We start from the raw sequence: 26,344 nt of genomic DNA on the forward strand, positions 1-26,344 counted from the left end.
CGATTTCATGGGTCACCCGGATAACATAAATATCAGAGAAAACGGAGATTGCTTCATTTAGCGATCATCGTCGTGTTTTTTGGCTTCTCCTTCCCACATCAGGGTGATGCGCATCAACTTTTTGTTTGCCCTTGATCAAATAGATAGCTTCCAATTCCGGCGTCTGATCGTTGGATGCCGCGACTAGCGTATACTTTCCTATTCCAGGCAGGGTTAAGCGGTCTCACGTCGGCAGTCCAAAAAATCCCAAGATAGCTAACTTCTCAGTAAATTCCGTATTAAAGCAATGTTATTTCGACATCGATCCTACGACCGAATTTTTTCAAGAGTTTCCTCTGCTACTATCATGTCCGAATTGTTCAATAGTCACCACGTTCCTAACTTTTTTAGCGTTTATTGCAGGGAGAAAAACCTGGTGAGGATGTGATTGATGGAAATTTTCGTTGGTGTAATCATTTTTTAGGCCCATTTAGGGGTTGAGCACGCAGCTACACTATGTTTCACAATTTAACGTGAAGAATTTTTGCGAATTGTTTAAAATCCATTTTTCGGATTTACTTAGACATTTCGAATAACATTTGTTCGGTCCCCATCAGGGGCAGTTGACCTCCATCGGTAAAATGAGTAAAAAGACAACGCAAACAACCAGTTCGCTGAAAGTACGTGCACGGCGCAGGACAGTGATCGGTATTGCCTTGTCGGTTTTACTTCATGTGGGTCTGCTGACGTTTGTATGGTTTCAGATGGATGAGGATGTGCCGCCTCTGAAGCCAGACGCCGCGCCGCTGGTGGTTTCGCTTATAAAAAGTAAGCAGGAGACACCTTCCAGAGTGGTTTCGTTGCCGCAGCCGAAAGCCGTGCCGCATCCGCCCGCCAAGCCGGTTGTTCGGCCTAAAACACCGCCTAAACTCGCCGCACGTCCGTTACGTCGCCCAACGCGTCCGACCTCGACAGCGCGGATAACGCCTGCACCCTCGCCAATACAGGCAACGTCACCGACCGATACGATTAAACCCGCGCCGCCAGAAATGGATATGAGCACGATGCTCAACTCCGCCCGTGATCGCCGACGTGCTGAAGCCGAAGCCGAGGGACGCCCTGACCCTGATCCGGGTGCGCCAGCAGAAAGCACTGCACCTGCTGATAATGCGGTTGCAAAGGCGAATATTCAATTTTTAGCGCGCAAAGGCGAAGGCGGTGGCGGAATATTCCAGATCATCAGCAAAGGGCCACGCGTCGCGCAATACGTATTCCGTGGGTGGGGCGCAACCGCCCGCGAGAGCCGCCGTCAGACGATTGATGTGGATGCTGGTTTAAATGGCGATATCAATGCCGCTATTATAAAGAGCATGATCGAACTGATTCGCAAGCGCTATCCGGGCGACTTCCAGTGGGACTCGCAACGATTGGGGCGGGTCATCACGCTGTCAGCCAGAGAAACTGACGCCCAGGCTTTGCAGGCATTCCTAATGCTGGAATTTTTCGGCCGGCCTTAAGCGTGATGGTGGGTCAGCACCAACCTACCAGTGGCGGGCTACTTGATCAACGGCAATAGTTGACGAAAAGCCGGGTGTTCACTATCGCGTACCCATTCGTAAGCCACCATTTCGACCGTAACGAGTTGCGCCCCGGCTTGCTGTAACCGCGCCAGTGCGGCGTCGCGGTCGCTTTCCCGGCGCGATCCGACGGCATCAACCACAACCCGTACCACAAAACCGTGCGCCAGCAGGCCGAGTGCCGTTTGCAGCATGCAAATATGCGCTTCGCAACCCGCTATGATAATTTGTCGCCGCGGGCGCGGCAGGATACCTAGCAATCCGTCTGCGCAGGCATTGAAATGGATTTTGCTGACAGTCGTCTGGCACAGTTGCTTAATAGCATCTTCATTCCCGCCAAGTTTGGTTGGGCTCTGTTCCGTTCCAATGATGGGCACGTTGACCAATTGCGCGATGCGGCCCAGACGCACCGCTTGCGCTGTGACCGTTTCACCCTGATGAATCGCAGGCATCAGGCGTGACTGGAAATCCACTAACAATAAAGTTGATTTTTCGACGTCGATCAGCATGGTGTTCTCCCTTAATTTTTATATTTTCTTGCGTTGACTTTATTTGCAAGCGCGGGGATCGGCGGCGGCGCTGGTCCTTACTTTTAATTATAGAACCACCACGCGATCAGTGAAGGATGTTTTGTATTCTGGTCGCATCTGTGGCGCTATTGTAAAGCGGTGTTCCAATGGCATAATCGGACAACGTATTGATTTCGCTAGCTAACGATTGCCCACACTTCGCAGGAACTTCAACCATGATTACTGTGCACCATTTGAATAATTCGCGCTCGCAGCGGGTACTTTGGCTGCTAGAAGAACTCGGCCTGGAATATGAAGTAAAACGCTATCAGCGTGATCCAAAAACCATGTTGGCGCCGCCATCTTTGCGCGCCATTCATCCGCTTGGGAAATCGCCGGTGATTACTGATGGCGATAATACAGTCGCAGAATCGGGCGCAATCATCGAATACCTGATTCAGCAATATGGCGGTGATCGTCTGAAACCGCCGATTGGGAGCAAAGATGCGCAACGCTATACCTATTGGATGCATTATGCAGAAGGTTCTGCGATGCCGCCATTGCTGATGAAATTGATTTTCGAACGCCTGCCGAAGCCGCCAATGCCGGCGTTTTTGAGGCCTTTTGCCAGACTGATTTCGGGCGGCGTACAAAAAAGTTTCATTGATCCGCAACTCGTCACGCATTTAAATTTCATGGAAGCCGAACTGGGAAAAAGCACCTGGTTTGCTGGAGAGGATTTTAGTGCAGCTGATATACAAATGAGTTTTCCGCTAGAGGCGGCGAATATGCGTGCCGGTTTAGATAAGACGCGCCCACGCCTGATGGCCTATTTGCAGCGGATTCATGCGCGGCCTGCTTATTTGCGTGCGATCAAAACAGGCGGCAAGTACGATTTTATGCAGTAACTTAACTGCTAGGTATTAAGTCAAATAAGCCTATGTCGGTTTGCATTTAAGCCTGTTATGTTTTTAAAACAGTGTATGCGCCCCAATCAACGAGGACGCACCTCCAATAAGCGCTGACTGTTTCCACTTTAAGGGGTTTCGATTGAAAATCATTGGCTTAATCGGCGGCATGAGTTGGGAATCGACTGTGCCGTATTATCGTCAGATCAACGAGGCGATTAAAGAGCGTCTGGGTGGCTTGCATTCTGCAAAGATCATCTTGTATAGCGTCGATTTTCACGATATCGAACAGTTGCAGCACGTGGAAAATTGGGACGCAGCAGGAGCGTTGCTTGCTGGCGCCGCACGCGCGCTTGAATTGGCTGGTGCCGACTTTTTAGTTCTTTGTACAAACACCATGCACAAGATAAGCCCTGCCATCGAGGTAGCCGTGCGCATTCCTTTGTTTCACATTGCGGATCCAACCGCTCATCAAATCAAACAAGCGGGGATTACGACGGTCGGTCTGCTTGGTACCCGCTTCACGATGGAACAGGATTTTTATCGCGACCGACTGTGTACACAGCATGGGCTTAAAGTGCTGATCCCAACGTTCGAGGACAGGGAAACGGTTCACCGAATCATTTATGAAGAACTCTGCCTTGGGAAAATTGTTGCTGATTCCCGGGCTGAGTATCGCAAAGTGATGGCCGAACTGGTGACGCAGGGCGCGCAAGCAATTATTCTTGGCTGTACCGAGATAGCGCTTCTGGTCGGGCCACAGGATTCAGAGGTGCCACTGTTTGATACTGCTAGTATCCACGCGCGCGCGGCGGCTGATTGGGCGCTTTCAGCGACGTGAGCGTTTAGACGGATGTCATCATATTGTCGCAATTGAGACGATGATGTGGAAAGCGGCGCGCGCTGCTGCTTTGGTCGTTTGATCGCTTGGCAATCGTGTCTGGATTAGTCCTAGGACTATTCTCGACAATTTATGTGCGTTTAATGATATGGCGCTGTCAGAATATCGGCAATCCCAGTAGAATCAAAACAGACCGATTGAAATTGCTCCGTTCGGTCAGGCCGCTGTGCAGGCAAAGTTTTTAATGTGATTTTTTATCATTTGACCTGTTCGAGTATTCAGAAATTTGGGTATGCAGGTATCTAGGGAGAAGCAATGTTCAAAACTGAAAAATTTACAGACCCACAAGCCGCCGTTGAGCGTGTTTGCGCCATCTACGAACATAACACCGCGTTGTTGCGGGATGCTTTTAAGCGGTTTTCCAGCGGCGAAGTTTTACCGGGGCGGGTGCGTGCCTGTTATCCATTTGTGCGTATTACGACCGAAATCAATACGCGCGCGGATACCCGTCAATCGTTTGGTTTTGTTGCCGGCCCAGGCGTTTATCAGACCACGTTGACGCGGCCTTCGTTATATACCAATTATCTGGTTAGTCAGTTCAAATTGTTGCGCGATAATCACGACGTGCCGCTGGAAATTGGCGTCAGTGAATTACCGATTCCCGTCCATTTTGCTTTTTCTGAAGGCATTCACGTCGAGGGTAATCTGGACCCGGAACATTTGCGCCATCTTCCAGACGTATTCGATTTGCCTGATCTGGCGTCAATGGATGATCGGATTGTTAATGGCACCTATCAACCGCTACCGGGCGAGCCACATCCGCTTGCGTTATTTACCGGCCCACGCATCGACTATTCGCTACATCGTCTGAAGCATTACACAGCGACCTCGCCGGATCGTTTTCAACGTTATGTGTTGTTTACTAACTATGCGTTTTATGTTGATGAATTTATCCGCATGGGACGCGAATTGATGCAAGCGACCGACGATCCTGAGCAGCGCGCCTATCGTCAGCAATACACCGCGTTTGTCGAGCCCGGCGATCTGACAACCTGGAACGCTAATCTGGATGACTTGCCTGCGGATCGCACCATCACGGGGATCGCACCTGCGCGTCAGCCGCAAATGCCAGCCTATCACCTGCAACGTGGCGACGGTACAGGTATTACGCTGATTAATATTGGCGTTGGACCATCCAACGCCAAGACGATTACCGATCACGTCGCAGTGTTGCGACCGCATGGCTGGATTATGCTCGGACATTGCGCGGGCTTGGCGGCATCACAACGCATGGGCGATTATGTATTGGCGCATGCGTATGTGCGGGATGATCATGTCCTGGATGATGACTTGCCACTTTGGGTGCCGATCCCGGCATTGGCCGAGGTTCAGTTGGCGTTGCAGGATGCAGTGGCACATATCACGCAGTTGGAAGGGTACGAACTCAAGCGCATCATGCGTACCGGCACCGTGGCGTCGGTCGATGATCGCAACTGGGAACTGCGCGATCACAGAGTGCCGTTGTTACGTTTTAACCAAAGTCGGAGCATCGCGCTGGATATGGAAAGCGCCACTGTTGCCGCAAATGGCTTCCGCTTTCGAGTACCGTATGGCACGTTACTATGCGTCTCCGATAAGCCGTTGCATGGTGAAATAAAATTGCCTGGAATGGCAAATCGCTTTTATGAACAACGGGTTAATCAACATTTGAAAATAGGGATCAAGGCGTTGGAATTATTGCGTAATCAAGGCGTCGAGCAATTACATAGTCGCAAGCTACGTAGTTTTAGCGAGCCTGCATTCCGTTGATATTTTTTAAAAAATTTGGAAAGGATACTAATGCAGTATCGGCATTTTAAAGGTGGCATTTATGACTTCATTTGCGAAGCCACGCTGGAGTCTGATCCGACGGTGACGATGATCGTCTATCGCGCGGCGAATGGCGCAATCTGGACGCGGCCCCGCAGCGTTTTTTTTGAAGAGATCGAACGCGACGGAAAAATCACACAGCGTTTTGTGGCGATTAAAACCGACGCTCAACAATAGCGATAACTGATAGCGCTAATGGCATTAGCAATACGCTTGATGGTTGAGTAAAAAAATCTTGGCAAAATATTCTGCCAGGATTTTTATTATCAGGTTTGCGCTTTTTTCGTCTTGTAGACCATCATTCCAAACAAGCATGCGCCAGCTAGCAACGCTAGGGCAGCAACACTGAGCGATGCTGTGAACGACCCAGTACGTTTTACCAGATAAGTGGCTAGCGGAGGTCCAATAATTTGGCCCAAGCCGTAAACGGCTGTCAACCAACCCATCAGGCTACGCGCATGATCGCCATACAAGCGCCGTGCTTCGCGCATCGCGAACAGTGTGATGGCGGTGAATGGCAGGCCGAGTAACAGACAACCAATTGCAAAGCCTGATACCGTCGGCAACGCAGTTCCCATCATCACTCCAATCGCTTGCAGCACATAACAAATCGCGAGTAACAGGCGGTTGTCGTAGCGCATCGGTATGCGGGTACCGAGCAGCGCACCTATCGCAACACCGATGCCGAACAGAGGCCAGAGTAAATCGGGCCAATGCGAGTGGGGCAAAGCCTGCCGCGCTATGACTGGCAGGAAAGTGGCTGTGATGATGTAGCCAAATCCACCCACTCCATAGATCAGTACCAATTCGGTGGCCTGGCGTCTGACCTGAAGTGGTTCCGATGCATGAATGCTTTCGGCAAATGGTGCTGGCGTATCGGCAGACTTAGAAAAAGTGCGCCACACGCTTGCACTGAGGACGAGCGCTAACGCACTAAAAAGTAGCCATCCCTGCGCCGCCGACCAATCGTGCGCGACCATTGTGCTGGCCGGCAAACCAGTCACTAAAATGCCGATGCCAGGGCCGCAGTAAATAATGCCGCCTAAAGCTGGAGCGCCGAGTTGGGTCAAGCGCTGTAAACACCAGCCGGATGCAAATACAAATACGAGTGAACTGGTGATGCCGGATAGCGTGCGCAATAAGATGAGTAACCGCAGATCGGGGGCGTTCGACAACCCCATGCCAAGCGTCAGTAATACGGTGGCGATCAATCCGAAGCGAATAAAATGGGTTGGACTGCCGCGCAATATGACGCATAGCATTGCGCCAATAAAATAGCCGATATAGTTGGCGGTCGCCAGCCATCCGCCCGTGGTGAGATTGATCACGCCATCGTGCAGCATGATGGGTAGCAGCGGTGTGAAGGCAAAGCGCCCGATTCCCATGGCGACAGCCAGCGTTAGTGCTCCAGAGAGCGCAACCCACAATGCTTCCTTGCGCATGACTGCTGACGACATTTCTTCTGTTGACAGGACGGCGGGCATTATTTGCCCTCCCTCCGCTGTATGGTAAGGCTTTCTCTGCCGATTACCCAATTGTTGTTGCCGACTTTATCGTCAACGATCACGCGAGTGAGTGAATGTTTGCGCAGTCCATTGGCTAACAATTGGGATGCTCCGGTAATGCGTGCAGTTTTTTGTTTGGTGGTTCCGTCCTGAGTCATTTTAATGCTCACGTGAGGCATGGTAATAGTCCTGAAAAGTGCGTTGGATATGAGGATGCTGCATATACATTGACAAACGCATTCTTAAAATTGAATAATAAATAAAGTAAGAATGAAGGTAACAACGCTGGTAACAACTTGGGTAACAAAGCAGCTAAAAGCAGGTTGGGGCCGGACGAGGGCTTCATATCTATTGAGATGCTCCCCTTAAGTCGGTCATCGTTAAAGGATAAGTTCGACTGCTGGAAGAATTGGCTGTAGAACGATATGTTGCAGAGCGAACCTTGCTGCCACACCTTAAAACAAAGCATGAACCCACGCCGCTCCCTGCCGTTGACCATGCCACAATTTGCCATTTCCACAGTTTACCAGAAGCGACTATGTCCCAAGAAAATCCACAAAACCCGCTGCACGGCATCACCCTCGAAAACATTTTGATCGCCTTGGTCGATCATTACGGTTGGGAAAAGTTGGGCCAACTCATTGATATACGTTGTTTTCAGAGCGATCCAAGTATTAAATCCAGCCTGACATTTCTCAGAAAAACACCTTGGGCACGCGAGAAGGTGGAAACCCTTTATACCAAATTGAAGGCATGAAATTGATTCCGTAATTAGCGCTGTGGTAGTTTATGTCAGCGCAATGGTTGGTATTTAGTCAAATGGATGCCGCGTCAAATACATTTTCCCGTCTAAACTCCCAGAATCTGTGGGCTTCCAACATCATCGCTATTCGCTAAGGAGTGCCAAATGGGCCGCAGTATTCTTGATGAATTACACATTCACCCCGCTATTCGGAGCAAAATATCGCAGGAAAATGTTGATATCGTGCAGAAGGTACAGACGGCAATTGCGGCGCATCCGGTGGTCGTTGTTGGCATGGCGCAGAATCCTTTTCCAAAGAAAGCACGCAAGGCGCTGGACGCGCTCGGCACGCCTTACATGTATCTTGAATATGGCAGTTATCTAAAGGGCTGGCGTCGGCGCAGTGCTCTCAAAATGTGGAGCGGATGGAGTACTTTGCCGATGGTGTTCGTGCGCGGCACGTTGATTGGCGGAGCCAGTGAGTTGCAAATTCTTATTGATAATGGCGGCTTCGGTCGCTTGCTTGCTGAAGACCCGATTAAGTAATGTTGCTGCGGTAGTGCGATATTGCTGGCAGATAAACATGCATACACGTCTGCCTGACAGCGCAATCCGGATCTGGTTGAACCATGATCCCGATCGGTTAATTGGGCAGAAATCAGATCGTAATTAATCAGGGTCAGAGTCAGTTATCCAGATAAAATGATGTATCTAAAATTGAAGTGTTGCTCGTTATGGCTCGCCTTGCTCGTTTAGTAGCTCCTCATCAGCCACATTATCTGATTCAGCGTGGCATCGATCAGCAAACCATTTTTCGCGATAATCAAGACTATCTGGCCTTTTATAACTGGCTGAAGACTGCTGCGCGACAGTTTAAGGTGGGGATTCACGCTTACCTTTTGATGGGAAACCAAATCCAACTACTGGCAACTCCATCCGACGCAGAAGGATTGGCGCGCATGATGCAGTGGGTAGGGCGCTACTATGTACCGTACTTTAACCAACGATATGCACGGGTTGGTACGCTCTGGCAAGGGCGTTACAAGGCGGCAGTCATCGATCCCGAGCAATATTTGATGAAATGCAGTCTGGCAATTGATTGTTATCCGGCTCACGACGGTTTGGAAGTGGTGTTGGGGCAGTTTGCCTGGTCGAGTTATTTGCATCATGTCGGTGTTAAATCCGATCCGCTAATTTCCGATCATCCCCTTTACTGGGCGTTGGGGAATACCCCTTTTGACCGGGAAGCTACCTATAAAGAACTTGCTGAGCAAGTACTTACTCTTCCTTGGGATGATGGATTAATTAAGGCGGTCGGAAAAGGTTGGGTACTTGGATCGGAAGCATTCAAGTTTCGCTTGGAGCAACAATACAACCAGCGGGTGCGTCCGGCGAGGCGAGGGCGCCCCTTCAAAATAGTGGCCACTACTGCTGCGGATTGAACCATTAAAAATACAATGATTGGCACTAATACGCGCCTCCGATGATGTCCGTTATGGCCTCTACGTCGCGGCTAATTAATCTGTGTTTATATTCACTCTGTCCCTAATTTAATATTTCAAAAAATTAAGCTTGCTTAATGCTACTCTGACCCTAATTATTCTAGTTGTAGTCTGTTCGACTCTGTTCTATTCTTATAACCTTACTGATAGAGTGGTGGAGCACGGAATGCAAAAGAGTCAATTGGGGCAAACGTCACATGCTGTGCCCGCACAAGGTTTATACGATCCGAAAAATGAACATGACGCTTGTGGTGTCGGTTTCATCGCGCACATTAAAGGCAACAAAAGCCACTCTATCGTTGAGCAAGGTTTGCTTATCCTGAAAAATCTGGATCATCGGGGTGCGGTTGGCGCGGATGAATTGATGGGTGATGGTGCTGGTATCCTGATTCAGGTTCCAGACCAATACTATCGTGAAGAAATGGCGAAGCAAGGTGTGGCGTTGCCACCGCCGGGTGAGTTTGGCGTCGGCATGGTTTTCTTGCCTAAAGAGAACGCATCACGCATCGCCTGTGAGCAGGAAATTGAGCGCGCCGTATTGCTCGAAGGTCAAGTCGTGTTGGGTTGGCGCGATGTGCCAGTTGATGTCGATATGCCAATGTCGCCGACTGTGCGTGAAAAAGAGCCGGTCATCCGTCAAATTTTCATCGGTCGCGGTCCAGACATCATGGTCACCGATGCGCTTGAACGTAAGCTGTATGTTATCCGCAAATCTTCCGGTCACGCGATTCAAGCGTTGGACCTGTTGCACGGCAAAGAATTTTTCGTGCCGTCGATGTCAGCCCGTACCGTCGTCTACAAAGGTCTTTTGTTGGCGACGCAAGTTGGCGTGTATTACAAGGACTTACAAGATCCGCGCTGTATTTCAGCGTTGGCGCTGGTTCACCAACGGTTTTCCACAAATACGTTCCCTGAATGGCCACTGGCCCATCCCTATCGCCTGATCGCCCATAACGGCGAGATCAACACCGTTAAAGGTAACTTTAACTGGATGCGTGCGCGCGAAGGTGTGATGAAATCGGCTGTGTTGGGCGACGATCTGCAGAAGCTGTTTCCATTGATTTATGAAGGCCAGTCCGACACGGCATGTTTCGATAATGCGCTTGAGTTGTTGTTGATGGCGGGATATCCGATTGCGCAAGCGATGATGATGATGATTCCTGAGGCGTGGGAAAATCACACCACGATGGATGACAATCGTCGCGCATTTTATGAGTATCACGCTGCCATGATGGAGCCGTGGGACGGTCCTGCCGCGATGGCGTTTACGGATGGTCGTCATATCGGTGGAACACTGGATCGCAACGGTTTGCGTCCGGCGCGTTATATCGTCACTGACGATGATCTGGTCGTGATGGCGTCCGAGTCCGGCGTCTTGCCGATTCCTGAATCAAAGATCATTCAAAAATGGCGTTTGCAACCCGGTAAAATGTTTTTGATCGACCTTGATGCCGGTCGCATCATCGACGACAAAGAACTCAAGGACATGTACGCCAATGCCAAGCCATACAAGCAATGGATTGAGTCGGTGCGTATTAAGCTCGACGCGTTGAAGGAAGAGCCAGCGCAATCCGGCTCGACAATTCCACTTCTGGATCGTCAGCAATTGTTTGGTTACACGCAGGAAGATTTGAAGTTCCTGATGTCGCCAATGGCCGCTAATGCGGAAGAGGCGATTGGTTCGATGGGCAATGATTCGCCGCTGGCTGTCATGTCCAATAAGAACAAGACGCTGTATAACTATTTCAAGCAATTGTTTGCGCAAGTAACCAATCCGCCGATCGATCCGATTCGTGAGGCGATGGTGATGTCGCTGGTGTCTTTTATCGGACCGAAGCCAAACGTACTTGATACCAACAACATCAATCCACCGATGCGCCTTGAAGTATCGCAACCGATTCTGGACTACGCGGATATTGCCAAGTTGCGCAATATCAGTGCCCATACCGGTGGCAAGTTTAAGTCGCATGAGCTGAACATTTGCTATCCCGTCGCTTGGGGTAAAGAAGGCATCGAAGCACGTCTGGCCTCGTTGTGTGCTAAAGCCGTTGATGCGGTTAAATCAGGTCACAACATTCTGATTATTTCTGATCGTAAGGTCGACGCTGAACAAGTCGCCATTCCGGCCTTGCTGGCAACTTCTGCAATTCATCAACATCTGGTTACCAAGGGTTTGCGCACTTCGACAGGTCTGGTGGTTGAAACTGGTTCAGCACGTGAGACGCACCACTTTGCATTGTTGGCCGGTTACGGCGCGGAAGCAATTCATCCGTACCTGGCGATGGATACGCTGAGTGAAATGGCGCACGGTTTGCCAGGCGCGTTGTCGCCAGAAAAAGCGATCTATAACTTTCAAAAAGCCATCGGTAAAGGCTTGTTAAAAGTCATGTCGAAGATGGGTATTTCGACGTATATGTCGTATTGTGGCGCACAGATTTTTGAAGCTATCGGCCTCAACAAAAACATGACCGACAAGTACTTCAAAGGCACCTCATCGAACGTTGAAGGTATCGGCGTATTTGAAGTTGCTGAAGAAGCGCTGCGTCTGCACCGTGCTGCGTTTAGCAATGATCCGGTGCTGGCTAATGCGCTTGATGCCGGCGGCGAATATGCGTATCGTATTCGCGGTGAAGAGCATATGTGGACACCGGACGCGATTGCTAAATTACAGCACTCGACCCGTTCTAATAATTTCAACAGCTACAAAGAATACGCGCAGTTGATCAACGACCAAACCAAGCGTCATATGACGCTACGTGGTTTGTTTGAGTTCAAGCTCGATCCAAGCAAGGCTATTGCGCTGGATGAAGTCGAGTCGGCAAAAGAAATCGTCAAGCGCTTTGCGACCGGTGCGATGTCTCTGGGTTCGATCTCGACAGAAGCGCATGCCACGTTGGCAGTTGCCATGAACCGTATCGGCGGCAAGTCGAATACCGGCGAAGGCGGCGAAGACGTGAATCGTTATCGTCAGGAGTTGAAGGGCATTCCGATCAAGAAGGGTGACACGCTGGCATCGGTGATTGGTCCTGAGAATATTGAGGTCGATACACCATTACTTGCCGGTGATTCGCTACGCTCAAAAATCAAGCAAGTCGCCTCTGGACGATTCGGCGTCACCGCCGAATACCTGACTTCTGCCGACCAGATTCAGATCAAGATGGCACAAGGCGCGAAGCCGGGCGAAGGCGGTCAGCTACCGGGTCATAAAGTGTCTGAATACATTGCGCGATTGCGTTTCTCCGTGCCGGGTGTGGGATTGATTTCACCGCCGCCGCATCATGATATTTATTCGATCGAAGATTTGGCGCAGCTGATTCACGATCTCAAAAACGTCAATCCAAAAGCGTCGATTTCGGTCAAGCTGGTGTCGGAAGTTGGCGTTGGTACGATCGCCGCCGGTGTCGCTAAAGCGAAGTCTGATCACGTTGTGATCGCGGGTCACGATGGTGGCACGGGCGCGTCGCCATTGTCATCCGTCAAACATGCCGGTTCACCGTGGGAATTAGGTCTTGCAGAAACCCAGCAGACACTCGTGTTGAATGGTTTGCGTAGCCGTATTCGGGTGCAGGCTGACGGTCAGATGAAGACCGGCCGTGACGTTGTTATCGGTGCTCTGTTAGGCGCGGATGAGTTCGGTTTTGCGACTGCACCGCTGGTCGTTGAAGGCTGCATCATGATGCGCAAATGCCACTTGAATACATGTCCGGTTGGTGTGGCGACACAAGATCCTGTATTGCGTGCCAAGTTCTCCGGCAAGCCGGAACACGTGGTTAACTTCTTCTTCTTTATTGCCGAAGAAGTGCGTCAGATCATGGCACAACTTGGTATTCGCAATTTCAACGATTTGATCGGACGCTCAGATTTCCTCGATAAAGCGAAAGCGATTTCGCATTGGAAAGCGCAGGGCCTGGACTTCTCAAGAATCTTCTATCAGCCAGCGCTGCCAGAAGGCGAAGTCTATTACCACACCAAAGAGCAAGATCATGGCTTGCACAAGGCACTGGATCATAAGTTGATTGCACAAGCCAGAGCCGCGATCGATAAGGGTGAGCGCGTATCGTTTATTTCGCCGATCAAGAATTTGAACCGAACCGTTGGTGCAATGTTGTCAGGTGAAGTTGCCAAGAAATATGGTAACGACGGTCTGCCGCACGACACCATTCATATCCAGTTGCAAGGTACTGCCGGTCAATCTGCCGGTGCGTTTTTGGCGCACGGGATTACACTTGATCTGGTGGGCGAAGGCAACGATTACGTCGGTAAGGGATTGTCGGGCGGACGCATTATCGTTCGTCCTAACACCGAGTTCCGTGGTCGGGCAGTGGATAATATCATTGCCGGCAACACCGTCCTGTACGGCGCAACTGCCGGTGAAGCTTTCCTGAACGGCGTAGCTGGTGAGCGCTTCGCAGTACGTAACTCGGGCGCCATTGCAGTGGTCGAGGGAACTGGCGATCATGGTTGTGAATACATGACCGGCGGCACGGTAGTGGTGTTGGGCGAAACTGGCCGAAACTTTGCAGCCGGTATGTCAGGTGGTCTGGCGTATGTTTACGATCCTGATGCGCAGTTTGCATCGCAGTGCAACTTGTCGATGGTCACGTTGGAGAAAGTACTGAGTCAAGGCGAGCAGGAAGCGACCATCGACCATGCGATCTGGCATGCGACAACCCGTGCTGATGAAGCGCAAACTGATGAAGCGATTTTGAAGGGCTTGATCGAGCGTCATTTCAAGTACACCGGCAGCACGCGTGCGCGTTATCTGCTGGATAACTGGGTCGCTTCGCGCGCAAAATTCGTCAAGGTATTCCCGACAGAATATAAGCGCGCACTCGGTGAGTTGAACGCAGCGAAAGACGCTGCGCCATTAGCCAAGGAAAAAGTCGTCGCTTAATTTTGAGGTTGGCTTCAGGCTGTTTGGATTCTCCGAATCCGGCAGTGTGAGGCCAATATAACGATATCGATTTACTGCGCGACCCCTTTGTAATGAACAGTGAGCAAGGATCCGGATCACAAAAATCCGGATGCCATGTGGATCAATGCAGGGTGGATCGCTTAGCTAAGAATGTGAGTGGAAAATGGGTAAAGTAACGGGCTTCATGGAATATAGCCGCATGCCAGAGACGTACGAGGCACCGCTGGCACGTAAGAAACATTACAAAGAATTTATTTTGCAGCTTGGCGATAAAGAAGCCAAGGTACAAGGCGCACGCTGCATGGATTGCGGTATTCCGTTCTGCAACAACGGTTGTCCCGTGAATAATATTATTCCTGACTGGAATGATCTGGTGTATCGCGGCGCGTATCAGGAAGCGCTGGACACACTACATTCGACCAATAATTTCCCGGAATTCACCGGTCGTATTTGTCCTGCGCCTTGCGAGAGCGCGTGTACGCTGGGGATTAACGATGATCCGGTCGGGATCAAATCGATTGAACATTTCATCATCGATAAAGGCTGGGAAAACGGTTGGGTTGTCGCACAGCCAGCGCTGGTAAAGACCGGTAAGAAAGTCGCGGTAGTTGGTTCCGGCCCAGCAGGTCTGGCGGCAGCGCAACAGCTAGCGCGCATCGGACATGATGTGACTGTATTTGAAAAGAGCGATCGTATCGGCGGCTTGCTGCGTTATGGTATTCCTGATTTTAAAATGGAAAAAAGCCATATTGACCGTCGCGTCGCACAGATGGAAGAAGAAGGCGTTGTTTTCCGTACCGGCGTTTTGGTCGGTAAGGATTTTCCTGCTAATGTGAATAATTGGTCTAAAAAAACAGTTTCTCCGGAAGAGTTGAAGGCAGAATTTGACGCAGTGGTGATTGCTGGTGGTGCCGAGCAGCCACGTGACTTGCCAGTGCCTGGTCGGGAATTGAAGGGCGTCCATTTCGCGATGGATTTCCTGCCGCAACAAAACAAGATCAATGCCGGCGATAAGGTCAAGGATCAAATTCTGGCTGGCGCGAAAAACGTGATTGTTATCGGCGGCGGTGATACCGGATCGGATTGCGTTGGTACGTCTAACCGTCAAGGCGCAACATCGGTGTCGCAATTCGAGTTGATGCCAGAGCCACCAGAAACAGAAAACAAGCCGATGGTATGGCCATATTGGCCAATCAAATTGCGTACATCTTCGTCGCACGAAGAGGGCTGTGACCGTGATTGGGCGGTTGCGACTAAGCGTCTTGAGGGCAAAAATGGTCGGGTTGAAAAGCTGATTGCTGCCCGCGTCGAATGGAAGGACGGCAAGATGCAGGAAGTGCCGAATTCCGAATTTGAAATGAAGGCGGATCTGGTATTTTTGGCGATGGGATTCGTCTCTCCTGTGGCCCAAGTGCTGGAGGCGTTTGGGGTTGATAAAGACGCCCGGGGCAATGCCAAAGCAACGACCGATGGCGATGGTTCGTATAAAACCTCGGTCGATAAAGTATTCGCGGCGGGTGATATGCGTCGCGGTCAGTCATTAGTGGTCTGGGCAATTCGGGAAGGTCGTCAGTGTGCACGTGCAGTCGATGAGTTCCTGATGGGCGCATCAGTACTGCCTTTGTAAAACAGGTTGTAACGACCTTTTTCCTTTAACTACGATTGCGCTGTAAACAATATAGAGCAATAGCAGAACTAAATGAATTTGGCCTTATTGACAAAAACAGGTTCGCATCTAGCATGCGGACCTGTTTTTTTATTTTTGTAGAACAGAAGCCGCAAAATCGGCCAATTAATAAATATAAATTGTATTATTAGCAATGTTTGGTGTGGATACCCACAGTCTTTTGTTACGATAGATTTATGCAGCGCAATTCAATCTTTATATTAAGATTGAATTGTTTATTTCTTATGAGAACTTGTTTTTTATATCTTTAAGGTGCATTTTATGTCGTCGGATCAAACTCTAATGTTGCAAGTGCACTACAATGTCGCCTTTGATCTAAACGGTGGGCTTAGTGGGTAATATTGTCGAAATCCGAGATGTGGAGTTTAGCTATGGTGATCGGCCGATCTTATCGTCCCTTAGTATGGACTTCCCGCGAGGAAAAGTTATCGCGATCATGGGTGGCTCCGGATCAGGAAAAACGACCATTTTGCGACTGATTGGCGGCCAATTGCAGCCAAACGGCGGGAAAATCGTTGTTAACGATCAATTAGTCGCTACGCTTAACAAGTCAGATTTGTACGCTATGCGACGTAAGATGGGTATGTTGTTTCAGAATGGTGCTTTATTTACCGATTTGTCGGTATATGAAAATGTCGCCTTTCCGATACGTGAGCATACCGATTTGCCAGATGAATTATTAAACAACTTGGTGTTAATGAAATTACAGGCTGTCGGTTTGCGCAATGCAGCACAACTTATGCCGTCTGAAATATCCGGTGGGATGGCGCGTCGCGTCGCGTTGGCCCGTGCGGTAGCGCTAGATCCATGCTTAACCATGTATGACGAGCCATTTGCCGGACTGGACCCTATCTCGATGCGCGTGACCGCGTCACTGATTCGTAAGCTCAATGATGCATTAGGTTCAACTTCAATCGTGGTGTCACACGATGTGGACGAGTCGTTCGCTATTGCAGATTATATTTATTTCCTATCGCAAGGGAAGATCGTTGCCCACGGCACGCCGGATGAAATGCGAGCCTCAAGCGACCCGTTTGTGAAGCAATTCGTTTACGCGGAAGCAGATGGTCCGGTGCCTTTCCATTATCCAGGTAAGTCGTTCGCGGCCGATCTTGGCCTGGAGGCGCGTCCGTGATCGTTAGACTATTTGAGGCAGTTGGCAGGAGTGTGCGTGAAACCGTATCTGGCATTGGTAGAGCGACGCGGATATTTTTTGCCATTTTGCGGGCTTCCGGAGGCTTGCTAAAGCGCCCTCGACTAATTACCGATCAGATCCATTTCATCGGTAATTATTCGATGCTGATCATTGGTGTGTCGGGTCTGTTTATCGGATTTGTATTGGGTTTGCAGGGTTACTACACGCTCAATAAGTATGGCTCCGAACAGGCGCTGGGTTTGTTGGTCGCCCTGTCGCTGGTACGTGAGTTGGGTCCGGTAGTGACGGCGTTGCTGTTTGCCGGGCGCGCTGGTACATCGCTGACTGCCGAAATCGGGCTGATGAAAGCTGGCGAGCAGTTGGTCGCGATGGAAATGATGGCGGTTGATCCTTTGCAGCGCGTGATCGCACCGCGCTTCTGGGCCGGAATTATTGCAATGCCGTTGCTGGCAGCGGTCTTTAGCGCGCTCGGTATCTTGGGCGGCTACGTTGTTGGTGTACGTTTGATTGGTGTTGATGAAGGTTCTTTCTGGTCTCAAATGCAGGCAGGCGTCGATGTTTGGAAAGACGTCGCTAACGGGGTCCTGAAAAGTGCCGTGTTTGGGGTAGCAGTGACTTTTATCGCGTTGTATCAAGGTTATGAGGCCAAGCCAACTCCAGAAGGTGTTGCGCGTGCAACAACAAGAACCGTCGTGATAGCGTCCCTGACTGTGTTGGCACTGGACTTCTTGTTAACTGCATTAATGTTTAATTAAAACGCCGCTTAGAGCGACGATCGATGTAGTTATTTGGTAACGCATTGTGTCGTTCGATACTTTTTATTAGTACCTATGGCAGTATATCGAGGCAGACAAAGTGCTTCGGCTGGCATTCTTAAGGTGATAAATATGCAACAAAAATCTGTGGATGGTTGGGTCGGCTTATTCGTCGTGTTTGGTGCGCTGGCACTTATTTTTCTGGCTTTTAAAGCCGGTAATTTGGGTGGCGCATCGTTTCAGGCCAGTTATCCCGTGATATCGAAGTTCGATAACATCGGCGGTCTGAAGCCACGCGCGCCTGTGAAGAGTGCGGGTGTTGTTGTCGGGCGGGTGGGTGCGATCAATTTTGACGACAAAAACTTTCAAGCTGTTGTAACGTTAAATATGGATGAGCGTTACAAATTTCCGGTAGACAGCTCGGCCAAAATTCTGACCGCGGGTTTGTTGGGTGAACAATATATCGGCATAGAAGCTGGCGGCGATACCAAAGATCTGGTCGCTGGAGAAAACATCAAAATGACACAATCAGCGATCGTGCTAGAGAATCTGATCAGTCAGCTTATTTATAGCAAGGCAGCGGACGGAAAGGATAGTTCCCAATGAAAACCACGACGCTCGTTAGTGCTTTAGCTGTTGTAGCGGTCATGAGCGGTTGCGCAACCACCGGTGGCGCCAGCAATCCACAGGATCCGCTGGAAGGCTTCAATCGGGCGATGTTCACAGTGAACGATAAATTCGATCAAATTGCCTTGAAGCCTGTGGCGACTGCGTATAGAAACTGGTTGCCGTCTTTTGTACAAACCGGGGTTAATAACTTTTTTGGTAACCTTGCTGATGTATGGAGCGCAGCTAACGGCTACTTGCAGGGCAACGGTGTGGATGGTACGACGGCCGTGATGCGGGTAGCAGTCAATACTACGTTCGGTCTGGGCGGTTTGCTGGATGTCAGTTCGGCAGCTGGCTTACAAAAAAAGAACAAAGATTTTGGTCAAACGCTCGGCGTATGGGGCGTCGGTTCAGGTCCTTATCTGGTGTTACCGTTGTTTGGTCCATCCAATATTCGTGATGCAGCGGCGTTGCCAGTAGATTTCTACGGTGATATCTGGACTTACAAATATCCAGTGCGCTGGCGTAATACCGGATCGGTGGTACGTTTGGTTGACAAGCGTGCTAACTTACTTGATGCCTCTACATTACTTGAAGATGCGGCCCTTGATAAATATGAATTTGTGCGTGATGCGTATACGCAGCGCCGTCAAAGTCAAATCGATGGTCCAAATAAAGAAGACAACTAATAGCGGTGATTTTTCGGTGGTTGCGTAGGAAATGGTTACAACTATTTTTATTAGGCAATCCTTACGCCGGAACAAGTTAAGGAATGCGGCGTCATAGTAAACGTTACAGTTCGCGTTACAGTTTGGATGTGAAATACATTCTGCCCATCAACAAACATTGCGTAAAGTTATTAAAATATGAATACTATAAAAAAATATTTGGCGTTAGCCATGACACTCGGTGCTATGACATTGGCTGGTTCTGCTTTTGCTCAGGAAGCGCCAGATGCGCTGGTTCAGCGCATTAGTCACGAGGTTATTGATACTGCTAAAGCCGATAAGAGCATCCAGGGTGGCAATCAGCAACGCATTCTCTCGCTGGTCGAAGAAAAAATTATTCCATACGTTGATTTCGACCGCATGACGTCGCTTGCTGCAGGGCGTTTTTGGAGAGAAGCAACGCCTGACCAGAAAAAACAGTTAACCGCACAGTTCCGTAGTCTGCTGATCTTTACTTATTCTGGCGCTTTGGCGCAAGTCCGTGATCAAAAAATTGACTTCAAGCCAATGCGTGGAAGTCCTACAGATACAGACGTTGAAGTTCGTTCGCAAGTGATTCAACCCCGTGGCGAGCCTATTCAACTTAATTACCGCATGGAAAAGCTGGCAGACGGCTGGAAAATTTATGATGTCAACGTATTGGGCGCATGGCTCGTTGAGTCTTATAAAGGGACCTTTGCTTCAGAAATCGGCCGTTCGGGGATGGATGGTCTGATTAAAATGTTAACTGACAAGAATAAATCCCTCGCCGCTAAAAATAGCAAATAATTAAATCGCCTGATTAAGTGATTAGAGATAATCACTTAATGTGTTTATCAGGCGTAACTAAATAAATTTGTATCAATAAACTTAAAATTAATAAGTGTCAGTAAGTTTTTGAATTAGTCACTATCTAGCAGTTAAACATAGTTAAATATTATTGATCGACCACCATGTTCAGGCCTTCTCATTCTCTTACTGTCAGTAACGCCAAACTCGCCCTTGAAGCGGGACTTCGGGCGATCGCTGGCGGCGAGACCGAAATTGATTTGGGCGACGTGGTGGCGGTAGATTCTGCCGCAGTAGCAACGTTGCTTGCGTGGCAATGTGCCGCGCTCAATCAAGGGCTTTCGCTCCACTTCTCCAGCTTGCCTTCCAATCTGGAAAGCCTGATTGATTTATATGGTGTATCGGATTTGCTGTCCCCTGCGACACAACCGATCATGATCGACTCCCCCGTGACCCCACATCACTGATCTTTAGCATTGCTTTTGCCTTCTGTTATCTCCTCAATTCTGCCCCTGTTTCCCTATTCATTTGTGCCTGAGTGCAATACGAATTTGCGGCAAACTGTGGATTAAAAACGTATTTAGTTATTCGCTTTCAGATTGGGTTTGTGCCCATAGCCGGTTGCCTTTCGGGAAATCCCCTATAATTGAGGGTTCCGCGCATCACAATTTCATTGTAGTGTCATTGCGCGCTATCCCTTTTAAGAGTAAATCGAGCCACTATGGCGGCCATACAAATTACCAACGTCAAAAAACGTTACCAGTCATTGCAAGCATTGGATGATGTTTCTCTTACTATCGAAGAAGGGGAGTTCTTTGGGTTGCTTGGGCCTAACGGCGCAGGGAAGACGACTCTGATTTCGATTATTGCCGGATTGAATCGGGCTGATACAGGTACCGTCAACATTCATGGTCACGACGTGATCAGTGATTTTCGGAACGCGCGTCGTAAGCTTGGCGTCGTACCGCAAGAATTAGTATTTGATCCATTTTTCACCGTACGTGAGACATTGCGTTTGCAATCCGGCTATTTCGGACTGAAAAATAATGATAAGTGGATCGACGAGGTAATGGAAAATCTCGATCTGACCAGTAAAGCCGATGCCAATATGCGCACGCTATCTGGCGGTATGAAGCGTCGGGTTCTGGTGGCGCAAGCACTTGTGCATAAACCACCCGTGATAGTGCTCGATGAGCCGACAGCAGGTGTTGACGTTGAATTACGCCAGACTTTGTGGAAATTTATTTCCCAGTTGAATCGCGACGGTCATACAGTGGTGTTGACCACGCATTACCTGGAAGAGGCGCAAGAACAGTGTAATCGCATCGCGATGTTGAAACGGGGCAAAGTAGTTGCTCTCGATACAACTGCTGGTTTATTAAAACGCATTTCAGGTTCACAATTGATTGTGCATTTGCTCCCAGGTGTGTCATTGCCAGAGGCTTTGCATCCGCTAGTATTGCAAGCCGGTAGCCATGAAGCAGCGGGTAAGTTTGCCTTACGGGTTACCGCGTTTAACGAAGTCGAGCCGATTTTGGCGACCTTACGGACCGCTGGCGTCGTCATTGATGACATGTATTTGCAGCAGGCCGATTTGGAAGACGTGTTTTTGCAAATTATGGATGGTAAAAGCGTGGACGGAATAAACATGGGCGGTGCCCGATGATTGGTTTTCAAACGTTATTTTATAAAGAAGTATTGCGGTTTTGGAAGGTCGCCACCCAGACTGTTGGCGCGCCGATTCTGACGGCGATGTTGTATTTGCTGATTTTTGGTCACGCTTTGAAGGGTCATGTTCAAGTGTATCCGGGCGTGGAATACACCGCGTTTCTGGTTCCTGGTCTAGTGATGATGAGTGTGTTGCAAAATGCATTTGCCAATACGTCGTCGTCTTTGGCGCAATCTAAAATGACTGGTAACCTGGTATTCGTCTTACTACCGCCGCTGTCGCACTGGGAATTGTTCGGCGCTTATGTACTGGCCTCGGTTGTCCGCGGTGTCGTTGTCGGCGGCGGCGTGCTGCTGATTACGGGATTTTTTGTTGATTTATCGTTTGTTGCGCCGTGGTGGATCGTTATTTTTGCGGTATTGGGTGCAGGATTCTTAGGCACTATGGGTTTAATTGCAGGGATTTGGGCTGACAAATTCGATCAGTTGGCTGCGTTCCAAAATTTCCTGATTATGCCGGCAACATTTTTGGCTGGCGTATTTTATTCGATTCATTCGCTGCCGCCATTTTGGCAAGCGGTCTCCCATTTCAATCCTTTCTTTTACATGATTGACGGATTTCGTTATGGATTTTTTGGTCAGTCCGACGTTAATCCGTTTATTAGCCTCGCTATTATTTTGGTGTTCCTGTTGGTTCTGGCTACTATAGCGGTCCAGATGTTGAAGCAAGGGTATAAGTTACGCCACTAATTTTGGCTATTACGTCGGGCAACTGCCTTAAGCCACAAATCTAAGCCATGACGTTCACTGCGTTAAGTCACTAGTGACTTAACGCAGTGACACCGTTAAACTAGGGCAGTTTTGAATTAAGCTGGTTTTTAATGAGGTTACTCGAACGAACTCATCAAACAGTTGCGCCACTCCGTTCACTGAGATCAATCACTACTGACTGAATTCAGTGACACCACCAAATTAATGCAGTTTTAAATCAATCAGGTTCTAATTATGTTCCCCACACCCGAACTCGTCAAAAGCTACATTGCGGCCGGCCTTACTTGCTCGCACCTGGAAGTTGAGGGCGATGGCCAGCATTTTACGGCGGTAATTGTTTCGGAAGCCTTCGCCGGACAGCGTCTGATTCAGCGTCATCAAATCGTTTATGCCGCATTGGGTGACCGCATGCGCGAAGAAATTCACGCGCTGTCGATGAAGACCATGACGCCTGAAGAGTTTCAAAAAAAGAGTGCATTGGCCTCTGATCAAAGTTAAGAAGAGTAAATATGGATAAATTGTTGATTCAAGGCGGTAACCGTCTGTCTGGTGAAATCATTATTTCTGGTGCAAAAAATGCCGCGCTGCCGATTTTGTGCGCCGGCTTACTGACTTCGGATCAGCTGGAGTTGGCTAACGTGCCAAACCTGCATGATGTCTCGACCATGCTAAAGCTATTGAACCAGATCGGCTTAAAGACCAAGCAGGAAGGCCACTCAGTGATATTGCAGGGCGATGCCATCACCAATCTGGAAGCGCCTTATGAGTTGGTGAAAACCATGCGCGCATCGATTTTGGTATTAGGACCGATGCTGGCCCGCTTTGGTGAGGCGAAAGTCTCGCTGCCAGGCGGTTGCGCCATTGGTTCGCGTCCGGTTGATCAACATATCAAGGGCTTGCAAGCGATGGGTGCTGAGATCAACATCGAAGCGGGTTATATCCATGCAAGGGCCAAAAAGTTAAAAGGTGCGCATATTGTTACCGATATGATCACTGTTACCGGTACTGAAAATTTGCTCATGGCCGCAACGCTGGCTGACGGCGAAACCATACTCGACAATGCCGCGCGTGAGCCGGAGGTGACCGATCTCGCGCATTTGCTGGTCGCGATGGGTGCCAAAATCGAAGGTATTGGTACGGATCGTCTGGTGATTCAAGGCGTTGAACGATTGCACGGTGCGTCGCATGCGGTCATTCCTGATCGTATCGAAACCGGCACTTTCCTGTGCGCTGTGGCTGCGACTGGCGGTGATGTACTGTTGAAAAATACACGTAGTCATACCCTGGATGTGGCGCTCGACAAGTTGCGCGAAGCTGGTGTTATATTGACTTCGGGCGACGACTGGATTCGCGTTCAAATGGCAGCACGGCCTAAAGCCGTTAGCTTCCGCACTACTGAATATCCAGGATTTCCGACCGACATGCAGGCGCAATTCATGGCAATGAATCTGATTGCGGACGGGACTAGTCATGTGACTGAAACGATTTTTGAAAATCGCTTTATGCACGTCCAGGAAATGAGCCGACTCGGCGCTTCGATTGACGTTCAGGGTAATACTGCCATGGTCAAGGGTGTCGATAAACTGTTTGGTGCGCCGGTGATGGCAACTGATTTGCGCGCGTCGGCATCGTTGGTGATCGCTGGTTTAGTTGCGCAGGGCGAGACATTGATTGAACGGATTTACCATCTGGATCGTGGTTACGATCAAATGGAGCGGAAGTTGTCAGCAGTTGGCGCTAAGATTGAACGCATAAAGTAAATCGATTCATAAGCCGATACTCAAGCCGATTCTCAAGCCGAAATTCGGCTGAATGTGACTGAAAGAAACAAATGAGTCAAAAATTAACCCTGGCATTGTCCAAGGGGCGCATCTTCGAAGAAACCTTGCCATTGCTGGCGGCGGCTGGCATTGTCGTGACGGAGAACCCGGAAACGTCGCGCAAGCTCATTTTGCCAACCAACGATCCATTGGTGAACGTTATCATTGTTCGTGCATCTGATGTTCCGACCTACGTTCAATACGGTGCTGCCGATTTTGGCGTGGCCGGTAAAGATGTTTTGCTTGAGCACGGCGGTGAGGGTCTTTACCAGCCGATCGATCTGAATATTGCTAAATGCCGAATGTCGGTTGCTGTATTTGCGGGTTTTGATTATGAAAAAGCGGTGCGCCAAGGTGCACGTCTGCGGGTTGCTACAAAGTATTTATTGACGGCCCGCGACCATTTTGCGGCCAAAGGTGTGCACGTTGACTTAATTAAATTGTACGGCTCGATGGAGTTGGCGCCGTTGGTCGGTTTGGCGGATGCGATTGTCGATTTGGTTAGTACCGGCAGCACATTACGCGCTAATCATCTGGTTGAGGTCGAGCATATTATGGACATTTCTTCGCGCCTGGTTGTCAATCAGGCGGCGTTGAAATTGAAGCACAAGCAGCTTCAGCCAATTTTGGAAGCCATTGAGAAAGCATCAACCAGAGCACTTTAAGAAACTATCGCGAACACAATCATGACCCTAAAAATCAGAAAACTGAATGCTAACGATGTTGATTTTCAAGCCCAGCTTTCGGCTCTGCTGGCATTTGACGCGACTGAAGATGATGCCATTGACCAGTCGGCTGCGCAGATTCTGGCCGATGTAAAGGTACGTGGTGATGCGGCAGTTTTAGACTATACCAAGCGGTTTGATCGATTGGATGCGCAGACCGTCTCAGCGTTGGAAATTGGTCAGGATGAATTGCAGGCTGCGTTGATGCAATTGACACCGGAACGTCGTGTTGCATTGCAAACCGCTGCAGACCGCGTGCGCGCGTATCACGAACGTCAAAAGCAAGAATGCGGATCAGATGGCTTTAGCTACACCGAAGCAGACGGAACCGTTTTGGGTCAAAAAGTCACACCGCTGGATCGCGTCGGTATCTACGTGCCGGGCGGCAAGGCCGCCTATCCGTCGTCGGTCCTGATGAACGCGATTCCCGCCAAGGTCGCTGGCGTCCAGGAAATCATCATGGTCGTGCCAACGCCCGATGGTGTTAAAAATGAACTGGTGCTCGCCGCTGCTGCAATCGCAGGCGTTGATCGGGTTTTTACCATTGGTGGTGCGCAAGCTGTCGGTGCATTGGCCTACGGCACGGCAACTATCCCGCCGGTCGATAAGATCGTCGGACCGGGAAATGCCTATGTCGCGGCTGCCAAACGTCGCGTGTTTGGAACCGTCGGCATCGATATGATCGCCGGACCTTCAGAAATTTTAGTGATTTGCGATGGAACGACCGATCCGGACTGGATCGCGATGGACCTGTTTTCGCAAGCGGAACATGATGAGTTGGCACAGTCGATTTTGTTGTGTCCTGACCCAAATTACCTCGATAAGGTCGAAGCCAGCATAAATCGCCTGTTGGCGGATATGCCGAGACACGACATCATTCGCACGTCGCTGACCAATCGCGGCGCGCTGATTACTGTGCGTCACATGGAACACGCGTGTGAGATCGCCAATCTGATCGCAGCTGAGCATCTGGAGATTTCAGCCGCAGATCCGCAACAATGGGCCGATCAGATTCGTCACGCAGGTGCGATGTTTCTGGGGCGTTTCTCGTCCGAGGCTTTGGGCGATTATTGTGCGGGTCCAAATCACGTGTTGCCAACCTCGCGTACTGCCCGGTTTTCATCGCCGCTCGGTGTCTACGACTTTCAAAAGCGCTCAAGCATGATCCATATCAGCGAAGCCGGCGCACAAACGCTGGGCAAGATTGCAGCCGAACTCGCTTATGGCGAAGGTTTGCAAGCACATGCGCGCTCAGCCGAGTATCGCCTGAAAGACAGCGTTAAATGATCACGCAGTTGACCACGTTGCAG

25 protein-coding genes are annotated in these 26,344 nt (G+C 49.7%); 22 read left to right on the plus strand and 3 right to left on the minus strand.

Annotation, left to right across the window (positions count from 1 at the left end; translation table 11 throughout):
* Positions 1-620: 620 nt before the first annotated feature.
* Positions 621-1,496: a hypothetical protein gene (locus ACXX82_RS13330; protein ID WP_458563075.1), complete on the plus strand. Its 876-nt coding sequence runs from the start codon at positions 621-623 to the stop codon at positions 1,494-1,496.
* A gap of 38 nt (positions 1,497-1,534) precedes the next feature.
* On the opposite strand, the gene ACXX82_RS13335 is transcribed toward ACXX82_RS13330, so the two are convergent.
* Complete coding sequence (locus tag ACXX82_RS13335; RefSeq protein ID WP_323505833.1) at positions 1,535-2,065, minus strand: isochorismatase family protein; 531 nt, start codon at positions 2,063-2,065, stop codon at positions 1,535-1,537.
* A 236-nt stretch (positions 2,066-2,301) separates the two neighbouring features.
* On the opposite strand from ACXX82_RS13335, the gene ACXX82_RS13340 reads away from it, so the two are divergent.
* The 4 genes from ACXX82_RS13340 (at position 2,302) to ACXX82_RS13355 (ending at position 5,860) form a co-directional block, all read left to right on the plus strand.
* Positions 2,302-2,973: a glutathione S-transferase gene (locus ACXX82_RS13340; RefSeq protein ID WP_322235479.1), complete on the plus strand. Its 672-nt coding sequence runs from the start codon at positions 2,302-2,304 to the stop codon at positions 2,971-2,973.
* Between the two features lie 142 nt (positions 2,974-3,115).
* Complete coding sequence (locus tag ACXX82_RS13345) at positions 3,116-3,814, plus strand: aspartate/glutamate racemase family protein (RefSeq protein WP_458563076.1); 699 nt, start codon at positions 3,116-3,118, stop codon at positions 3,812-3,814.
* Between the two features lie 315 nt (positions 3,815-4,129).
* The gene (locus ACXX82_RS13350; protein ID WP_322235483.1) at positions 4,130-5,623 is read left to right on the plus strand and encodes an AMP nucleosidase; all 1,494 of its coding nucleotides are present in this window, start codon (positions 4,130-4,132) and stop codon (positions 5,621-5,623) included.
* 30 nt (positions 5,624-5,653) lie between these two features.
* Complete coding sequence (locus ACXX82_RS13355) at positions 5,654-5,860, plus strand: DUF1653 domain-containing protein (protein ID WP_322235485.1); 207 nt, start codon at positions 5,654-5,656, stop codon at positions 5,858-5,860.
* 89 nt (positions 5,861-5,949) lie between these two features.
* On the opposite strand, the gene ACXX82_RS13360 is transcribed toward ACXX82_RS13355, so the two are convergent.
* Both ACXX82_RS13360 and ACXX82_RS13365 read right to left on the minus strand, forming a co-directional pair.
* Positions 5,950-7,167 carry a YbfB/YjiJ family MFS transporter gene (locus tag ACXX82_RS13360; RefSeq protein ID WP_322235487.1) on the minus strand — a complete coding sequence of 406 codons (1,218 nt, stop codon included), beginning with the start codon at positions 7,165-7,167 and terminating at the stop codon, positions 5,950-5,952.
* Positions 7,167-7,367: a tautomerase family protein gene (locus ACXX82_RS13365; RefSeq protein ID WP_322235489.1), complete on the minus strand. Its 201-nt coding sequence runs from the start codon at positions 7,365-7,367 to the stop codon at positions 7,167-7,169. Before ACXX82_RS13365 ends, ACXX82_RS13360 begins: the two co-directional genes overlap by 1 nt.
* Before the next feature lie 359 nt (positions 7,368-7,726).
* On the opposite strand from ACXX82_RS13365, the gene ACXX82_RS13370 reads away from it, so the two are divergent.
* The 17 genes from ACXX82_RS13370 (at position 7,727) to hisD (ending at position 26,321) form a co-directional block, all read left to right on the plus strand.
* A complete protein-coding gene (locus ACXX82_RS13370; RefSeq protein WP_322235491.1) occupies positions 7,727-7,945 on the plus strand; it encodes a VF530 family protein in 219 nt (72 codons plus the stop codon).
* Between the two features lie 150 nt (positions 7,946-8,095).
* A complete protein-coding gene (locus ACXX82_RS13375) occupies positions 8,096-8,476 on the plus strand; it encodes a glutaredoxin (protein WP_458563077.1) in 381 nt (126 codons plus the stop codon).
* A gap of 188 nt (positions 8,477-8,664) precedes the next feature.
* Positions 8,665-9,372, plus strand: coding sequence for a transposase (locus ACXX82_RS13380; RefSeq protein ID WP_322235495.1), 708 nt, complete (start codon positions 8,665-8,667; stop codon positions 9,370-9,372).
* A gap of 262 nt (positions 9,373-9,634) precedes the next feature.
* On the plus strand, positions 9,635-14,326 hold the full coding sequence (locus ACXX82_RS13385) for a glutamate synthase-related protein (RefSeq protein ID WP_322240407.1): 4,692 nt from the start codon (positions 9,635-9,637) through the stop codon (positions 14,324-14,326).
* A 184-nt stretch (positions 14,327-14,510) separates the two neighbouring features.
* Positions 14,511-15,974: a glutamate synthase subunit beta gene (locus ACXX82_RS13390; protein WP_322235497.1), complete on the plus strand. Its 1,464-nt coding sequence runs from the start codon at positions 14,511-14,513 to the stop codon at positions 15,972-15,974.
* A 391-nt stretch (positions 15,975-16,365) separates the two neighbouring features.
* Complete coding sequence (locus tag ACXX82_RS13395; RefSeq protein WP_322235499.1) at positions 16,366-17,169, plus strand: ABC transporter ATP-binding protein; 804 nt, start codon at positions 16,366-16,368, stop codon at positions 17,167-17,169.
* Positions 17,169-17,945 (plus strand): lipid asymmetry maintenance ABC transporter permease subunit MlaE, encoded by a 777-nt coding sequence (gene mlaE, locus ACXX82_RS13400; protein ID WP_458563998.1) that lies wholly within the window; start codon positions 17,169-17,171, stop codon positions 17,943-17,945. Before ACXX82_RS13395 ends, mlaE begins: the two co-directional genes overlap by 1 nt.
* Positions 17,946-18,077: 132 nt before the next feature.
* The gene (gene mlaD, locus ACXX82_RS13405) at positions 18,078-18,551 is read left to right on the plus strand and encodes an outer membrane lipid asymmetry maintenance protein MlaD (RefSeq protein ID WP_322235503.1); all 474 of its coding nucleotides are present in this window, start codon (positions 18,078-18,080) and stop codon (positions 18,549-18,551) included.
* Positions 18,548-19,243 carry an MlaA family lipoprotein gene (locus ACXX82_RS13410; protein WP_322235505.1) on the plus strand — a complete coding sequence of 232 codons (696 nt, stop codon included), beginning with the start codon at positions 18,548-18,550 and terminating at the stop codon, positions 19,241-19,243. The genes mlaD and ACXX82_RS13410 overlap by 4 nt, the downstream gene beginning before the upstream one ends.
* Positions 19,244-19,420: 177 nt before the next feature.
* Positions 19,421-20,050, plus strand: coding sequence for an MlaC/ttg2D family ABC transporter substrate-binding protein (locus ACXX82_RS13415; protein WP_322235507.1), 630 nt, complete (start codon positions 19,421-19,423; stop codon positions 20,048-20,050).
* A 164-nt stretch (positions 20,051-20,214) separates the two neighbouring features.
* A complete protein-coding gene (locus ACXX82_RS13420; RefSeq protein WP_322235509.1) occupies positions 20,215-20,517 on the plus strand; it encodes an STAS domain-containing protein in 303 nt (100 codons plus the stop codon).
* 254 nt (positions 20,518-20,771) lie between these two features.
* On the plus strand, positions 20,772-21,716 hold the full coding sequence (locus ACXX82_RS13425) for an ABC transporter ATP-binding protein (protein WP_322235511.1): 945 nt from the start codon (positions 20,772-20,774) through the stop codon (positions 21,714-21,716).
* Positions 21,713-22,468, plus strand: coding sequence for an ABC transporter permease (locus ACXX82_RS13430; protein ID WP_458563078.1), 756 nt, complete (start codon positions 21,713-21,715; stop codon positions 22,466-22,468). Before ACXX82_RS13425 ends, ACXX82_RS13430 begins: the two co-directional genes overlap by 4 nt.
* Before the next feature lie 255 nt (positions 22,469-22,723).
* On the plus strand, positions 22,724-22,987 hold the full coding sequence (locus ACXX82_RS13435) for a BolA family protein (protein ID WP_322235516.1): 264 nt from the start codon (positions 22,724-22,726) through the stop codon (positions 22,985-22,987).
* Positions 22,988-22,998: 11 nt separating this feature from the next.
* Complete coding sequence (gene murA, locus ACXX82_RS13440; protein ID WP_322235518.1) at positions 22,999-24,249, plus strand: UDP-N-acetylglucosamine 1-carboxyvinyltransferase; 1,251 nt, start codon at positions 22,999-23,001, stop codon at positions 24,247-24,249.
* A 71-nt stretch (positions 24,250-24,320) separates the two neighbouring features.
* Complete coding sequence (hisG, locus tag ACXX82_RS13445) at positions 24,321-24,974, plus strand: ATP phosphoribosyltransferase (RefSeq protein ID WP_322235521.1); 654 nt, start codon at positions 24,321-24,323, stop codon at positions 24,972-24,974.
* Between the two features lie 21 nt (positions 24,975-24,995).
* A complete protein-coding gene (gene hisD, locus ACXX82_RS13450; RefSeq protein ID WP_458563079.1) occupies positions 24,996-26,321 on the plus strand; it encodes a histidinol dehydrogenase in 1,326 nt (441 codons plus the stop codon).
* Positions 26,322-26,344 lie beyond the last annotated feature (23 nt).

Source organism: Glaciimonas sp. GNP009 (genome assembly GCF_054343755.1).

Coding starts and splice junctions, on each gene's coding strand:
- murA (WP_322235518.1), top strand. CDS start 22,999: ATGGATAAATTGTTGATTCAAGGCGGTAACCGTCTGTCTGGTGAAATC.
- ACXX82_RS13425 (WP_322235511.1), top strand. CDS start 20,772: ATGGCGGCCATACAAATTACCAACGTCAAAAAACGTTACCAGTCATTG.
- ACXX82_RS13390 (WP_322235497.1), top strand. CDS start 14,511: ATGGGTAAAGTAACGGGCTTCATGGAATATAGCCGCATGCCAGAGACG.
- ACXX82_RS13335 (WP_323505833.1), bottom strand. CDS start 2,065: ATGCTGATCGACGTCGAAAAATCAACTTTATTGTTAGTGGATTTCCAG.
- ACXX82_RS13415 (WP_322235507.1), top strand. CDS start 19,421: ATGAATACTATAAAAAAATATTTGGCGTTAGCCATGACACTCGGTGCT.
- ACXX82_RS13410 (WP_322235505.1), top strand. CDS start 18,548: ATGAAAACCACGACGCTCGTTAGTGCTTTAGCTGTTGTAGCGGTCATG.
- hisG (WP_322235521.1), top strand. CDS start 24,321: ATGAGTCAAAAATTAACCCTGGCATTGTCCAAGGGGCGCATCTTCGAA.
- ACXX82_RS13355 (WP_322235485.1), top strand. CDS start 5,654: ATGCAGTATCGGCATTTTAAAGGTGGCATTTATGACTTCATTTGCGAA.
- ACXX82_RS13365 (WP_322235489.1), bottom strand. CDS start 7,367: ATGCCTCACGTGAGCATTAAAATGACTCAGGACGGAACCACCAAACAA.
- ACXX82_RS13370 (WP_322235491.1), top strand. CDS start 7,727: ATGTCCCAAGAAAATCCACAAAACCCGCTGCACGGCATCACCCTCGAA.
- ACXX82_RS13375 (WP_458563077.1), top strand. CDS start 8,096: ATGGGCCGCAGTATTCTTGATGAATTACACATTCACCCCGCTATTCGG.
- ACXX82_RS13360 (WP_322235487.1), bottom strand. CDS start 7,167: ATGCCCGCCGTCCTGTCAACAGAAGAAATGTCGTCAGCAGTCATGCGC.
- ACXX82_RS13340 (WP_322235479.1), top strand. CDS start 2,302: ATGATTACTGTGCACCATTTGAATAATTCGCGCTCGCAGCGGGTACTT.
- ACXX82_RS13420 (WP_322235509.1), top strand. CDS start 20,215: ATGTTCAGGCCTTCTCATTCTCTTACTGTCAGTAACGCCAAACTCGCC.
- ACXX82_RS13330 (WP_458563075.1), top strand. CDS start 621: ATGAGTAAAAAGACAACGCAAACAACCAGTTCGCTGAAAGTACGTGCA.
- hisD (WP_458563079.1), top strand. CDS start 24,996: ATGACCCTAAAAATCAGAAAACTGAATGCTAACGATGTTGATTTTCAA.
- ACXX82_RS13430 (WP_458563078.1), top strand. CDS start 21,713: ATGATTGGTTTTCAAACGTTATTTTATAAAGAAGTATTGCGGTTTTGG.
- ACXX82_RS13380 (WP_322235495.1), top strand. CDS start 8,665: ATGGCTCGCCTTGCTCGTTTAGTAGCTCCTCATCAGCCACATTATCTG.
- ACXX82_RS13435 (WP_322235516.1), top strand. CDS start 22,724: ATGTTCCCCACACCCGAACTCGTCAAAAGCTACATTGCGGCCGGCCTT.
- ACXX82_RS13350 (WP_322235483.1), top strand. CDS start 4,130: ATGTTCAAAACTGAAAAATTTACAGACCCACAAGCCGCCGTTGAGCGT.
- mlaD (WP_322235503.1), top strand. CDS start 18,078: ATGCAACAAAAATCTGTGGATGGTTGGGTCGGCTTATTCGTCGTGTTT.